Origin of the sequence: Pseudomonas uvaldensis, assembly GCF_021271205.1 — a bacterium.
Lineage (GTDB): Bacteria > Pseudomonadota > Gammaproteobacteria > Pseudomonadales > Pseudomonadaceae > Aquipseudomonas > Aquipseudomonas uvaldensis.
The window spans coordinates 313,418-327,675 of the sequence record NZ_JAIWKS010000001.1; the positions used below are offsets into that span (position 1 = coordinate 313,418).

Annotated in this window: 13 protein-coding genes; 6 read left to right on the forward strand and 7 right to left on the reverse strand. The window is 62.8% G+C overall.

The features are described from left to right. Window positions 1-40: 40 nt before the first annotated feature. Window positions 41-2,416 (reverse strand): phosphoenolpyruvate synthase, encoded by a 2,376-nt coding sequence (ppsA, locus tag LCU97_RS01480; RefSeq protein ID WP_053155302.1) that lies wholly within the window; start codon window positions 2,414-2,416, stop codon window positions 41-43. Window positions 2,417-2,595: 179 nt separating this feature from the next. Here ppsA and ppsR point away from each other — a divergent pair, with 179 nt between their 5' ends. Further along, entirely contained in the window at window positions 2,596-3,414 is an 819-nt protein-coding gene (gene ppsR, locus LCU97_RS01485; protein WP_042732259.1) for a posphoenolpyruvate synthetase regulatory kinase/phosphorylase PpsR, read from the forward strand. A 132-nt stretch (window positions 3,415-3,546) separates the two neighbouring features. Here ppsR and LCU97_RS01490 read toward each other — a convergent pair whose 3' ends face one another. Further along, on the reverse strand, window positions 3,547-4,392 hold the full coding sequence (locus LCU97_RS01490) for a type 1 glutamine amidotransferase domain-containing protein (RefSeq protein ID WP_232775401.1): 846 nt from the start codon (window positions 4,390-4,392) through the stop codon (window positions 3,547-3,549). A gap of 103 nt (window positions 4,393-4,495) precedes the next feature. Here LCU97_RS01490 and LCU97_RS01495 point away from each other — a divergent pair, with 103 nt between their 5' ends. Beyond that, complete coding sequence (locus LCU97_RS01495) at window positions 4,496-5,395, forward strand: LysR family transcriptional regulator (RefSeq protein ID WP_053155298.1); 900 nt, start codon at window positions 4,496-4,498, stop codon at window positions 5,393-5,395. Window positions 5,396-5,531: 136 nt separating this feature from the next. Here LCU97_RS01495 and LCU97_RS01500 read toward each other — a convergent pair whose 3' ends face one another. From LCU97_RS01500 to LCU97_RS01515, 4 genes are all read right to left on the reverse strand, one after another. Further along, window positions 5,532-5,759 carry an MbtH family protein gene (locus LCU97_RS01500; RefSeq protein WP_232775402.1) on the reverse strand — a complete coding sequence of 76 codons (228 nt, stop codon included), beginning with the start codon at window positions 5,757-5,759 and terminating at the stop codon, window positions 5,532-5,534. A gap of 84 nt (window positions 5,760-5,843) precedes the next feature. Next, complete coding sequence (locus LCU97_RS01505) at window positions 5,844-7,256, reverse strand: aspartate aminotransferase family protein (protein WP_232775403.1); 1,413 nt, start codon at window positions 7,254-7,256, stop codon at window positions 5,844-5,846. Window positions 7,257-7,323: 67 nt separating this feature from the next. Further along, entirely contained in the window at window positions 7,324-8,670 is a 1,347-nt protein-coding gene (locus LCU97_RS01510; protein ID WP_232775404.1) for a sensor histidine kinase, read from the reverse strand. Further along, window positions 8,667-9,347 (reverse strand): response regulator, encoded by a 681-nt coding sequence (locus LCU97_RS01515; protein WP_053155284.1) that lies wholly within the window; start codon window positions 9,345-9,347, stop codon window positions 8,667-8,669. The genes LCU97_RS01510 and LCU97_RS01515 overlap by 4 nt, the downstream gene beginning before the upstream one ends. 174 nt (window positions 9,348-9,521) lie before the next feature. Here LCU97_RS01515 and dsbD point away from each other — a divergent pair, with 174 nt between their 5' ends. The 3 genes from dsbD to dsbG are packed head-to-tail and all read left to right on the forward strand — an operon-like array spanning window position 9,522 to window position 12,861. After that, window positions 9,522-11,249: a protein-disulfide reductase DsbD gene (gene dsbD, locus LCU97_RS01520; RefSeq protein ID WP_232775405.1), complete on the forward strand. Its 1,728-nt coding sequence runs from the start codon at window positions 9,522-9,524 to the stop codon at window positions 11,247-11,249. Further along, a complete protein-coding gene (locus tag LCU97_RS01525; protein WP_053155281.1) occupies window positions 11,249-12,118 on the forward strand; it encodes a TlpA family protein disulfide reductase in 870 nt (289 codons plus the stop codon). The genes dsbD and LCU97_RS01525 overlap by 1 nt, the downstream gene beginning before the upstream one ends. After that, window positions 12,094-12,861 (forward strand): thiol:disulfide interchange protein DsbG, encoded by a 768-nt coding sequence (gene dsbG, locus LCU97_RS01530; RefSeq protein WP_232775406.1) that lies wholly within the window; start codon window positions 12,094-12,096, stop codon window positions 12,859-12,861. The genes LCU97_RS01525 and dsbG overlap by 25 nt, the downstream gene beginning before the upstream one ends. 30 nt (window positions 12,862-12,891) lie before the next feature. On the opposite strand, the gene LCU97_RS01535 is transcribed toward dsbG, so the two are convergent. Continuing rightward, a complete protein-coding gene (locus LCU97_RS01535; protein ID WP_053155277.1) occupies window positions 12,892-13,698 on the reverse strand; it encodes an alpha/beta fold hydrolase in 807 nt (268 codons plus the stop codon). 164 nt (window positions 13,699-13,862) lie between these two features. Between LCU97_RS01535 and LCU97_RS01540 the strand changes: the two genes are divergently transcribed. Then, on the forward strand, window positions 13,863-14,126 hold the full coding sequence (locus tag LCU97_RS01540) for a hypothetical protein (RefSeq protein ID WP_053155274.1): 264 nt from the start codon (window positions 13,863-13,865) through the stop codon (window positions 14,124-14,126). The last annotated feature ends 132 nt before the right edge of the window (window positions 14,127-14,258 follow it).

Sequence of the window (14,258 nt, forward strand, 5' to 3'; positions counted from 1 at the left end):
GTTAACTGGCCGGCTTTAGTCGATCAGGCCCTTCCCTCGATCAGACCGCGCCCTGCCCCTCAGCCAGGAAGAACCAGGTTTCCAGCACGGAGTCCGGGTTCAGCGAAACGCTTTCGATGCCCTGCTCCATCAGCCATTTGGCCAGGTCCGGATGGTCCGAAGGCCCCTGGCCGCAGATGCCGATGTACTTGCCGGCCTTGTTGCAGGCGGCGATGGCATTGGCCAGCAGTTTCTTGACAGCCGGGTTCCGCTCGTCGAACAGGTGCGCGATGATCCCGGAGTCACGGTCCAGACCCAGGGTCAGCTGGGTCAGGTCATTGGAGCCGATGGAGAAGCCGTCGAAGAACTCGAGGAATTCTTCGGCCAGGATGGCGTTGGACGGCAGTTCGCACATCATGATCACGCGCAGACCGTTGTCGCCACGGGCCAGGCCATTTTCCGCCAGCAGGTCGACCACCTGACTCGCTTCGCCCAGGGTACGCACGAACGGCACCATGATCTCGACGTTGGTCAGGCCCATCTCGTTGCGCACGCGCTTGAGAGCGCGGCATTCGAGCTCGAAGCAGTCGCGGAACGATTCGCTGATGTAACGCGAGGCGCCACGGAAGCCCAGCATCGGGTTTTCTTCCTCAGGCTCGTAGAGCTTGCCGCCGATCAGGTTGGCGTACTCGTTGGACTTGAAGTCCGACAGGCGCACGATGACCTTTTTCGGGTAGAACGCCGCCGCCAGGGTGCTGATGCCTTCCACCAGTTTCTCGACATAGAAGCCGACAGGATCGTGGTAACCGGCGATGCGTTTGTCGACGCTGTCCTTGATCTCCGATGGCAAGCCATCGTAGTTCAGCAGTGCCTTGGGGTGCACACCGATCATGCGGTTGATGATGAATTCCAGGCGGGCCAGCCCTACGCCGGCGTTCGGCAGTTGCGCGAAGTCGAAAGCCCGGTCCGGGTTGCCGACGTTCATCATGATCTTGAACGGCAGCTCCGGCATGGCGTCCACGGAGTTTTTCTTGACGTCGAAACCCAGTTCGCCTTCGAAGATATAGCCGGTATCGCCTTCGGCGCAGGACACGGTCACGCCCTGGCCGTCCTTGAGCAGTTCGGTGGCGTTACCGCAACCCACCACCGCCGGGATACCCAGTTCGCGGGCAATGATCGCCGCGTGACAGGTACGGCCGCCGCGGTTGGTGACGATGGCGCTGGCGCGCTTCATCACGGGCTCCCAGTCCGGGTCGGTCATGTCGGACACCAGGACGTCGCCGGCCTGGACCTTGTCCATCTCCGAGACGTCCTTGATGATCCGCACCTTGCCGGCGCCGATGCGCTGGCCGATGGCACGGCCTTCTACCAGTACGGTGCCGGTTTCCTTGAGCAGGTAGCGCTCCATGACGTTGGCCTGGGTACGGCTCTTCACGGTTTCCGGTCGGGCCTGCACGATGTACAGCTTGCCGTCGTCACCGTCCTTGGCCCATTCGATGTCCATCGGGCACTTGTAGTGCTGCTCGATGATCATCGCCTGCTTGGCCAGTTCGCTGACTTCGGCGTCGGTCAGGCAGAAACGGGCGCGATCGGCCTTGTCCACGTCGACGGTTTTCACCGAGCGACCGGCCTTGGCTTCGTCGCCGTAGACCATCTTGATGGCCTTGCTGCCCAGGTTACGGCGCAGGATGGCCGGGCGACCGGCTTGCAGGGTGCTCTTGTGAACGTAGAACTCGTCCGGGTTCACGGCACCCTGGACGACGGTTTCACCCAGGCCGTAGGCGCCGGTGATGAACACCACGTCACGGAAGCCCGACTCGGTGTCGAGGGTGAACATCACCCCGGCAGTGCCGGTTTCGGAGCGGACCATGCGCTGCACACCGGCCGACAGGGCCACCAGCTTGTGGTCGAAGCCCTGGTGCACGCGGTAGGAAATGGCACGGTCGTTGAAAAGGGAAGCGAAGACTTCCTTGGCCGCGCGGATGACGTTGTCCACGCCACGGATGTTCAGGAAGGTTTCCTGCTGGCCGGCGAAAGACGCATCCGGCAGGTCTTCGGCAGTCGCCGAGGAGCGCACGGCGACGGCGATGTCGGGGTTGCCTTCGGACAGTTTGGCGAAGGCGGTGCGAATTTCGGTGTTCAGTCGCTCGGGGAACTCGGCTTCCATGATCCATTGGCGGATCTGGGCACCGGTCTTGGCCAGGGCATTGACGTCATCGACGTCCAGGGCATCGAGCGCATCGTGGATCTGCTTGTTCAGGCCGCTCAGTTCCAGGAAATCACGATAAGCCTGAGCCGTCGTGGCGAAGCCACCTGGCACCGAGACGCCGGCGCCGGCGAGGTTACTGATCATCTCGCCCAGGGATGCGTTCTTGCCCCCCACATGCTCCACATCATGGACGCCGAGCTTATCGAGGGAAACTACGTACTCTACCAAGGTGATCTCTCCACTAACTGTGTTGGAAAAGCTCAAGGCACCGGTGGCTCCAGGGGAGCGAGTACCGGCGATATGGCCTGGACCTGGAAAATAAGTGAGAATGCGGGCCATCGGCGGCCGGCAAATCGCGCCTATCATATCCAAGAATCGTCACTAGCTCACTAGGGCCCAAGGCGCAAATGAAACGATCCGCTTTCTTTATCTCCGACGGCACCGGCATTACGGCCGAAACGCTAGGTCAAAGCCTGTTGGCGCAATTCGAAAACATTACCTTCACCAAGTTGACACGCCCGTACATCGACAGCGTCGACAAGGCGCGGGCGATGGTACAGCAAATCAATAAAGCCGCCGAAACAGACGGCTTCCGCCCGATTATCTTCGACACCATCGTCAATCAGGACATCCGTGAGATTCTCGCAACGTCCAATGGTTTCATGATCGACATTTTTTCCACCTTCCTGGCGCCACTGGAGCAGGAACTGAGCGAGCATTCCTCCTACTCGGTCGGCAAATCCCATTCCATTGGCCACAACTCCAATTACATGGAGCGGATCGAGGCGGTCAACTTCGCGCTGGACAACGACGATGGCGCCCGCACGCATTATTACGACAAGGCCGACCTGATCCTAGTGGGGGTGTCGCGCTGTGGTAAGACGCCGACGTGTCTGTACATGGCGATGCAGTTCGGCATCCGCGCGGCCAACTACCCGCTGACCGAAGAAGATATGGAACGCCTGCAACTGCCCAGCGCCCTGCGCGCCCACCAGCACAAGCTGTTCGGCCTGACCATCGACCCGGACCGCCTTACGGCGATCCGCAACGAGCGCAAGCCCAACAGCCGCTACTCGAGCTATGCCCAGTGCGAATTCGAAGTGCGCGAAGTGGAAAACCTGTTCCGGCGGGAGAACATTCCGCACATCAATTCCACGCATTTTTCCGTGGAAGAGATTTCGGCGAAGATTCTGGTGGAGAAAGGGGTGGAGCGGCGGTTCAAGTAAACCCGCACAACACAAGACCCTGTGGGAGCGAGCCTGCTCGCGATTGCGCCGTGTCAGCAGAATTTGTGCTGGCTGACCCACCGCTATCGCGAGCAGGCTCGCTCCCACAAGGGATCAAGGTTTACTCTGAGTTCAGTGACTCAACCGCTCAACCAACTCCTGCCCCACCGCCAGCGCCGACGCCGGGTTCTGGCCTGTGATCAGTTCCCGATCCTTCACCACATGAGCAGTCCACGGCGTGGTGTTGCCGCTGTACTGCCCGCCGGCCTGTTGCAGCGCGGTCTGTGGGTAGAACTTCATGCTCCCGCCGCCCAGCAGTCCCTTGGCCAGTTCTTCTTCCTGATTGCTGATCACGGTCATTTTGTACCCGGCGTAGATCCAGTCCGACGGGGCCGAGGCCTGGCCTTTGGTGGTCAATTGACCGACGAAACCCTGGGCGTCTGGCAAAGCCGATAACAACGCTATCGGCCCGTGGCAGACCAGTGCAGTGGTTTTACCCTTGCCATGAAAATGCGCCAGCACCCGACCCAGTGGCGCGCTGGTAAGCAGATCCTGCATCGGCGCATGGCCGCCGGGAATGTACAGGGCATCGAAACGGTCCAGGCCCTGCTGTTCGACACGGGCCAGGCTGACCACGGGCGATTCGGTCGCCGAGGTGATCTTCAGTTGCGCCAGCAGCGCCTGGTAGCGCTCCAGCTCCGCCACATCATTGTTGAAATACATCTTGTCCATCGACGACCGATCCAGGGTCGGGGCCTTGCCCTCGGGGGTGGCGAAAGTGACCTGATGACCGGCGTCCAGCAACAGCTTGACCGGCTGCAACAGTTCGTTGAGGTAGAAACCGGTGGAAAACACCTTACCGTCGCGCAGATCCAGGTGATCGGCATCCGACAGGACCACCAGCACATTGTCGGCCTGGGCAGCGACGCTGGTGGCAGCCAGTGCAGCGGATAACGCAAGGGTGGAAAGCTTTTTCATGATGACTCCGAAGGCTGTGGAAGAAGACAGCCCTCACTGTATTGATGCCTTCACTGGCGATAAACTTGCCAACGAGAACATCACTTGGCCTTTGGAGACAATAATGGCCCGTCGATTCGATTACCTGGCCGACGTGGAAGCCTTCGTCACCGTTGTGGAGAAAGGCACGCTCAGCGCCGCCGCCGTGACCCTGGGCACCACGCCTTCGGTACTGAGCCGCGCCATCTCCCGCCTCGAAATCCGGCTCGGGGTGCAATTGTTGCGCCGCACGACTCGACGGCTGAACCTGACCGATGCCGGCACCTTGTATCTGGAACAATCACGTTCGGCCTTCGCCTTGATCGACGACGCCGAACGACGGATACAGGGTCAGGAGGGTGTCTTGACCGGCCGGGTACGCCTGAGCGTACCGACCACCTACGGCCATTACCGCCTGCCATCGTTGCTGGCACGCTTCGCCCAGGCGTTCCCACAGGTCCGGGTCGAGCTGAGTATTACCAACCGCAATGTCGACCTGGTCGCAGAAGGGTATGACCTGGCGATCCGTCTCGGTCAGTTGCCGGACAGCGGCCTGGTGGGGCGCAAGCTCGAAGATGCCCGCCTCTGCCTGGTGGCCTCTGCAAAATACCTGGATAGAGCAGGCATACCCCGGCAGGTCGATGAACTGATCACCCACAGTTGCCTGCCGTTCGTCATGCCCAGCAGCGGACGTATCGCACCCTGGTTGTTTTGCGAAAAGGGCGAAAATCGGGAGTGGATGCCGGCGGGTCACGTGCAGGTGTCCGACGACGTATTGGGCATCGTGTCGCTGGCGCTGGCTGGACTGGGGATCTGCCAGACCTACGATTTCATCGTCCGAGAGCGGATCGAACGCGGAGAACTGGTGGAGGTATTGGAGGCATTCGGCGGCCGCAGCCGCCCATTTTCGGTGATCTACCCGCCCCACCGGCAATTGCCGGCGGCGGCACGGGCGTTGATCGATTTTCTGGTGGGACAGGGCTGAAGCCGAAATCACGATCAACGTCGGACCACTGTGGAGCCCAGCTTGCTGGCGATGACGGCTGCATATCCGACATCATCGATGCAGACAGACCGCTATCGCGGGCAAGCCCAGCTCCCACAAAAATGCGTTGGCGCTATCAATGAACCGCAGTCGCCTGCTCTTCCATCTTCTTGCGCAGGCTCAAGGGCCGCATGTCAGTCCAGACTTCTTCGATATAGGCCAGACATTCCTTTTTGAAACCGCTTTTGCCAACAGTACGCCACCCCTCCGGGATGGCCTTGTAGTCGGGCCAGATCGAATATTGTTCTTCGTGGTTGACCACGACCTGGAAAACGATGTCCTCGCGGTCGAATACTGACGTCATGGGTGTCTCTCCATCTTTGCTCGAGGTTCGCTGCGCGGCACGCGCAGGCGGGGTATGAAAGGAACGTTTTGGGCCGGGCGAAAATTAAGCCTCGGTGACGGCCGCCTTCAAGGCTCGCCCGAAGATTTCCGCGACCCGGTCGACTTGCGTCGCGGTGATGATCAGCGGCGGCAGGAAACGTACCACGCCGCCCTGACGCCCCCCTAGCTCCAGGATCAGCCCGCGCTTGAGGCACTCGCGCTGCAACCGGGGCGCCAACCGTGCATGCACCGGCGGATGACCGAGGGTATCCGGCGCACCTGCCGGATCCACCAGCTCGACGCCGAGCATCAGGCCGCGGCCACGGATGTCGCCCAATTGGGGGAAATCCTGTTGCAGATTGCGCAGGTGCTCGCTCAAGCGCCGGCCCATGGCCGCGGCATGAGCCGGCAGGTCATGCTCCAGCAGATAGCGCATCACTGCGGAACCGGCGGCCATGGCCATCTGGTTACCCCGGAATGTCCCGGCGTGAGCCCCTGGAAGCCAGGTATCGAGCCACTCGCGGTAGACCACGACCGCCAGCGGCAGACTGCCCCCGATGGCCTTGGAGAGCACCACCACGTCCGGAATGATCCCGGCGTGTTCAAAGGCGAACATCTTGCCGGTGCGGCCAAAGCCGCTCTGGATTTCGTCGACGATCAGGGCAACCCCGGCCTGCTCGGTGATCCGGCGCAACCCGCGCAGCCAGTCGATGTCGGCCGGTATCACCCCGCCCTCGCCCTGCACGACCTCGACAATGACCGCCGCCGGCAACTGCACGCCGGCTTCGGGATCGTTCAGCAGGTTCTCCAGATAATGCAGATTGGCCTTCACGCCCTCGGCGCCGCCCAGCCCGAACGGACAGCGGTAATCATAGGGGTACGGCATGAACTGCACACCGTTGGCGAGCAAGGCTCCCAGGGGCTTTTTCGGCCCCAGGCTGCCCATCAGGCTCAACGCACCCTGGCTCATTCCGTGGTAACCGCCCTGGAACGACAGCACGGTGCTGCGTCCAGTGGCGGTACGCACCAGCTTGAGCGCGGCTTCCACCGCGTCGGTGCCCGTGGGGCCACAGAACTGGATTTTTGCTTCAGCCGCAAACGCCGCCGGCAACAGGCCGAACAGGTCCTGGACGAAGCGATCTTTCACGGGCGTGGTCAGGTCCAGGGTGTGCAGGGGCAGCTCATCGGCCAGCACCTGCTGGATCGCCTCGATCACCACCGGGTGGTTATGTCCCAGCGCCAGCGTACCGGCACCGGCCAGGCAGTCGATGAACGTCCGGCCCTCGACGTCTTCGACATACAGCCCTCGGGCACGCTTGAGGGCCAGGGGAATCCGCCTGGGATAACTACGGGCGTTGGACTCCTGCCGGCTCTGTCGAGCCAACAGAGGCGATTCATCGAATTGGTAAAGCGTCTCTGCCGGAATGGGGCTGACCCGCGCCGGTTGTGCTTCGATAAGACTGTTGGCGACTGACATCTCTCGACCTCGCTGTGCACACATGTGCAGGTTTCCTGCTAGGGAAACGCATCAGCGAGGGAGGAATTTAGCATTTGGGAACAGAGCCGGGCAGCGATTGCACCGGCACCGTCAACTCCACCCGCAAGCCATCTCCGCGACTGTCGAAATGCAGCCCACAGCCGCAGCGTTGAACGATGGCCTGGACAATCGCCAACCCCAGGCCACAACCGGTGCTCTGGCCATTGCGCCAGAAACGCTGGGTAAGGTGCTGCAGATCGTCGGCGGCAATGCCGGGCCCATGGTCGCGGACCTGGAAGCGCACCCGCTGGCCGATCATCTCCAGGTTCAGTTCCACATCGGTATCGTCCGGGGTGTGGCGCAGAGCGTTGTCCAGCAAGTTACGCAGTGCCGCGATGGAGAGCACCGACGGCATTTGCACCGGCGCCTCGGACACTTCGGGAGAAACCTGCAATTTGATCCGCTGGCGAGCCCCGCCGGCCGCGTCCTGGATCGCCAGCCGCGCCACCTGTTCGGCACTGCATTGCACGCCGTCGTCGAACGACAGGCTGCCTTCGACCCGGGCCAGCAGCAATAACTGCTCAAGGGTACGGTGCAACCGGTCGGCACCCTCCTCGGCCCGGGCCAGGGATTGATCCCGGGCGACGCCATCGGTCATGCGCGCCACTTGCAGATGCGTCTTGATGGCCGTGAGCGGGCTGCGCAGTTCATGGGCAGCGTCCCCCGTCAGCCGGCGCTCGCGCTCGATGGTCTTGCCGATGCGTTGGAACAGCTGGTTCTGGGTTTCCAGCAGCGGTCGCAGCTCACTGGGCAGCGGATGAATCTGCAGAGGTTCGAGGGAGTCGGCATTGCGCCGCATCAGCGCGTCGCGCATGCGATTGAGTGGCGCCAGGCCCTGGCCGATGCCCAGCCACAACAGGCACAGACAACCCAGTAGCGCCACGCCCACCGGCACCGAGGCCGCCAGGAGCACTGACATGTTCAAGGCTTCGCGTTCGATCTGGCGGTCGGCGGTGGTGATACGCACGTCACCTCGGGCCAGGGTAAAGCTGCGCCACGGCGCGCCGTCGATGATCTGGTCATGGAACCCCATCTTCTCGGCTTCCAGGGTCTGTTCCGGAGTGCTGTGGCTGCGAGCCAGAATCTCACCGCGCAGGGAGCTGACCTGACAGGCCATGCCACCCGGTATGTTCAGTTGCTCGGCGCTGAAGTGCGTGCCCTCGCCCTTGCTGGATATGGGGGGCAACTGTTCCAGCAGCCCGGCCACCATCCGCGCCGAGGCCACCAGGCGTTGGTCGAGGGAAAACATCATCTGGTTGCGCAGATCGCTGAGCATCCAGGCCGCGGCCAGGGTCCAGATCAGGATGAAGGCAGCTCCCAATGTTAGGCTCAGGCGCAGTCGCAGGCTCATCACTTGGAAGGCTCCCCGCCATCGGCCGGCCCCAGTCGATAACCCAGCCCGCGCACCGTCTCGACAATTCCGTTGCCCAGTTTGCGCCGCAGGTGATGGATATGAACGTTGAGCGCATTGCTTTCCAGCTCGTCGCTGAAACCGTAGACGCTGTCCTTGAGTTGTTCGGTGGACAACACCCTGCCGCGGTTGTGCAACAGCGCCTGCAACAACGACTGCTCGCGACGCGACAGGTCCACCGGCTGGCCATCCAGGGTGGTTTCGCGGCTGCTGGGGTCATAAGTCAGGCGGCCATGCTCGATCAGGTTCACGCTGCGCCCCGCCACGCGCCGCAGCAGCGTATGCAGGCGCGCCGCCAGCTCACGCAGGTCGAAGGGTTTGAGCAGATAGTCATCGGCGCCGGCCTGCAACCCATCGACCCGGTCGGTCACGGAGTCCCGTGCGGTTAGGATCAGCACCGGAATTTCCAGGCCTTGCTGGCGCAATTGTCGCAGCAGCCTGAGACCGTCCTCGTCGGGCAACCCGAGGTCCAGCACCATGACGTCGAATGTGGCCACGGCGAGTATCGCCCGCGCCGCCGACGCCGTCGCCACGTGCTCTACGACCAGGCCCTGGGCCGTCAGGCCGGCGACGATGCCGCTGGCGATCAACTCATCGTCTTCGCAGACCAGTACGTGCATGGTAAGCCTCGTGGAAAAAGGTACATTAGGCCGCCGGCCGATTAAGCCGACATTATGCGACGAGCACCGCCCTATGGGCGATCATTGCGGCAAACCCGTTGTCGCCGGGTTAATCGACGGTTAATCGCCAGCCGCCATTGTGCCCTCACTTGCTTCGTTCTAAGGCTTCCTTACATGCGTCGATTGTTTTTGCTGTGGCTGCTCCTGCTCTCGGGCCTGGCCCAGGCCGCCAATCCCTTCGAAACCAAACCCGACTTCCTGCCGGTGGAAAAAGCGTTCGTGTTCACCTCCGAGCGCCTTGATTCCGGTGAAACCCAGCTGTTCTGGCAGATCGCCGACGGGTATTACCTGTATCAGCAACGGCTCAGGTTCGACGGTCTGGCCGAGGCGCAAAAACCGAAGTTGCCCGAGGGTGAAGCCCACAGCGACGAGTTCTTCGGCGATCAACAGGTCTACCGCCAGGCGCTGGAACTGAAGATTCCGGCGGGTGCTACCGGCAAGATCAAGGTGGGTTTCCAGGGCTGTGCCGACGCAGGCTTGTGCTACCCACCCCAGACCCAGATGGTCGATCTGGGTGGCAACGCACCTGCGGTTGCCAGTGGCGAGGCAGCGGACCAGGCCCTGGCCAGCGGCCTGCAACAGCGGGCGCTGGGCTGGAGCCTGTTGGTGTTCTTCGGCCTTGGGCTGTTGCTGGCATTCACACCCTGCTCCCTGCCCATGCTGCCGATCCTCGCCGGACTGGTGGTGGGCAGTGGCGCCGGGCCCCGGCGCGGCCTGGCATTGGCCGGCAGCTATGTGATCAGCATGGCCCTGGTGTACGCCGCCATGGGCGTGCTCGCCGCGCTGCTGGGGGCCAATCTGCAGGCACTGCTGCAACAGCCATGGCTGTTGGGTACCTTCGCGGCGGTGTTCGTGCTGTTGGCCCTGCCGATGTTCGGTTTCTTCGAACTGCAATTGCCGGCGGCCCTGCGGGATCGACTGGAAAACGCCGGTCGCCAGCGACGCGGCGGCAGCCTGCTGGGCGCCGGCATCCTCGGGGCGCTGTCCGGCCTGTTGGTGGGACCTTGCATGACCGCTCCGCTGGCCGGGGCGCTGCTGTACATCGCCCAGAGCGGCAATGCGCTGCACGGCGGGCTGATCCTGTTCGCCATGGGCATCGGCATGGGTCTGCCGCTGTTGCTGCTGGTGACCGTGGGCAATCGTTTCCTGCCCAAGCCCGGCGCCTGGATGGACCTGGTCAAGGGCGTGTTCGGCTTCCTGTTCCTGGGCACCGCGTTGCTGATGATTCGTCCCGTCATCAACGATTCGCTGTGGATCGGCCTGTGGGGCGTGCTGTTGCTGATTGCGGCCTACAGCGCCTGGCGGCAGACCGAAGGATTCGGCCGCACCGCCTATGTGTGCGGCAGTGCGTCGCTGTTGTTCGGCCTGTGGGGCAGCCTGCTGGTGATCGGCGCGGCGGGCGGCAGCGATGATTTCTTCCAACCCTTGAAGGTCTACACCGGCGGCCAGGGCAGCGCGGCCGTCACGGCCCATGAGGCTTTCGTCACGGTCAGCGAACCCGCCGCCCTGCAACGGGAACTCGATGCCGCCCGGGCCCAGGGCCAATGGGTGTTGCTGGACTACTACGCCGACTGGTGCGTGTCCTGCAAGATCATGGAAAAACAGGTGTTCGGCCGTGCCGAGGTGCTGGACGCCCTGAAGGGGGTGCGCCTGCTGCGCCTGGACGTAACCGCCGACAACCCGGCCAGCCGTGAGCTGCTGAGCCGCTATCAGGTGCCAGGCCCCCCGAGCCTGTTGTGGATAGGCGCCGACGGCGAAGAACGCCGCAGCCAGCGGATCACCGGGGAAGTCGATGCCCAGGGCTTCCTGGCGCGCTGGAACGCCACTCGGGACGCACGCTGATGCTGACGCTCACCCTGGGCACCTTCGCCATTGCCCTTAATCATCTGTTGTTGATCAGCGCCCTGGCGCTGGCCACCTTCGTCGGCTGGCGGGTGGCCCGGCGCGGCGGCGAGAACCCCGAATCGGTGTTGTTCGTGCTGTTCCTGCTCGGGCTCCTGGTGGCGCGGATCGGCTTTGTCGCCGCCTACTGGGGCCATTACCAGGACGATCCGTGGCAGATCGTCGACCTGCGCGATGGCGGCTTCCTGGCCTGGCCCGGCATCGTCGCGCTGGTGATCGGCACGTTGTTGTGGGCTCGACGTCGCCCTCCCCTGCGCCGGCCGCTGGGTTTTGGCGTCGGCAGCGGCCTGCTGTTCTGGCTGGCGGCGACAATGTCGCTGGCGATCTATGAACAAGGCACCCGGCTGCCGGACATCAGCCTGCGCAACGCCGACGGCGAGACAGTGAAACTCACCGACTACCAGGGCGGCCCTTTGGTCATCAACCTCTGGGCCACCTGGTGCCCGCCCTGCCGGCGTGAAATGCCGGTGTTGGAAGAGGCGCAACGGCAACGCCCCGACCTGACGTTCCTGTTCGTCAACCAGGCCGAAAGCATGCAAAGCGTCAGTACCTTTCTCGCCACCCAGGGCCTGAGCCTGGACAACGTGCTGTTCGATGGCAGCGGCCGCCTCGGCCAGGCCGTCGGCTCCATGGCCTTGCCGACGACCTTGTTCTATAGCGCCAACGGCAGCCTGTTGGCCAGTCACCTGGGTGAACTGTCGGAGGCGAGCCTGGCCCGCGCCCTGGAGAACTTCGAAACGCCGGGCTCGACCACGGCCTCCCATCCCGCCATAAGGAAATCGCCATGCCCCGCTTCCGCCACCTGTTGACGCTGGTTGTCGCCACAGCGCTCACGCAAGCTCCATTGCTGCAGGCCGAAGAACTGCCCGCCGCCATCAAGAAGATCGAAGCCAAGGGTGCGAAAATCGTGGGCACTTTCGAGGCCCCGAACGGGCTTCGCGGCTATGCCGCGCAGTACCAGAACCGTGGCATGACGCTGTACCTGACACCGGACGGCCAGCACGTCCTGCTGGGCAATCTGTACGACGCCGATGGCAAGGACCTGAGCGCCGAGCCGTTGCAGAAACTGGTCTATGCGCCCATGGCCAAGGAGATCTGGGGGAAAATGGAGGCGAGCAACTGGATCGCCGACGGCAGCAAGGACGCACCGCGCACGGTGTACCTGTTCAGTGATCCGAACTGCCCGTACTGCAACATGTTCTGGGAACAGGCACGGCCCTGGGTCAAGGCCGGCAAGGTGCAGCTGCGGCATATCATGGTGGGCATCATCCGCGAAGACAGCCCCGGTAAATCCGCCGCGTTGCTGGCCGCCAAGGACCCGGAGAAAGCCCTGGAAGACCATGAAAAGGCCGGCAAGGGCAGCGCGCTCAAACCGCTCAAGGACATACCGCCGGCCATCCAGGCCAAACTCGACGCCAACCAGCAGTTGATGGACGAACTGGAGCTGTCCGCCACCCCGGCGATTTTCTACCTCGACGGCAAAGGCGACCTGCAACAACAGCAAGGCGCCCCGTCGCCGGACAAGCTGGTGAAGATACTCGGGCCGAAGTAACCCGGCCTGACACCAATCCCTGTGGGAGCGTCAGTTCCCCAGGAACTCCAGCAGCGCAGTAGTCACGGCCTTCGGATTCTCCAGGTTGGAGATATGCCCCGCATCGGGAATCAGTATATGGGGGCAGCGAATCAGCTCGGCCATTTCCTGGGACTCGGACGGCGGGCGGGGTTTGTCCTGGTCGCCGCACATGACCCGCGTACGCCGGGGGTCCAGCTCACGCAAGCGTGGCAGGATGTCGTCCCGACCGAAGATGATCCGGCCCAGCGGCACGATGCTGTCGCGCAAGCGATCGGTCGGGAGTGCCGCCAGGGTGGCGCGGAACTGCTGGTACAGCGGTGATTGCGGATCGATGCCCGGCCGGAAGAAGATCGGCACGATAATGTCCAGCAGCGGCTCGGGGATGCTGCCATTGGCTTCGATCTTGTCGAACAGCGAAAAATAATACTGGCGGGTCGGCTCCGGCTCGACGCCCACGTAGGTGTCCATCAACACCAGTGCCTGGACCCGTTTCGGCGCCGCGAGCGCCAGCCGCGCGCCCCACATCCCGCCCACCGAAAGTCCTACCAGGCTGAAGCAATCGATGCTCAGGTAATCCATCAATTCCGTCATCTGGCGGGCCAGGTCATCGAGGGAGCTCATGCCCTCGGGCAAGCGCCCGGATTGACCATGTCCCCACAGATCCGGGGCGATGACCCGGAAGTGCCGGGACAGCGCCTCGATCTGCGGCGCCCACATGGTGTGATCCCACAAATAGCTGCCGCCCAGTACCACCACAGGGCCGCGCCCCTGGTCCAGGTAGTGGAGCGGTTGTCCGTCAATATTGGCAAAGGGCATCGATGACCTCCTTGTTTGAATGTGGAAAACCGCGACAGCCTGACGTGCCAAACCGCACGCCGTCAATCGCCGGTTGCCTGGACGGACCTGTAAGACCTGACAGTAGTTTTGCCGGGGCACTGACGATAGGGTGAAGACTCGATATCAATGGGTGGAGAACCGTCATGACCAAAGCCGAGCTTCAAGCGTTCGCCCAGGCGCAAGTTGATCTCTTGAGACCGAAAGCCGTGGATATCACGAAGGCTTCGGGGCAGAGGGCCAAAGGAAAGCTGCTGTTTTATGAAGCGTTGCTGGCGGTTTATGGCAACACCCAGACCCCGGAGCAGTTCGGGTTGCTGGATGCCGTCAATGACACCTTTCAGGAAATCGGGGCTTTTGCTTCCGGCGTGACCTTCTTCAGCAAGCCAGAAGAATGTTGCCAAAGCTGATGGCCTCATCGCGGGCAAGCCTTGCTCCCACAATGGATCTGAACCCACAGATGGGTCTGTATCCACAAATGGACCTGCGCACACAAACGGATCTGTGCACACAGGCCATGCGGGAGCAAGGCTTGCCCGCGA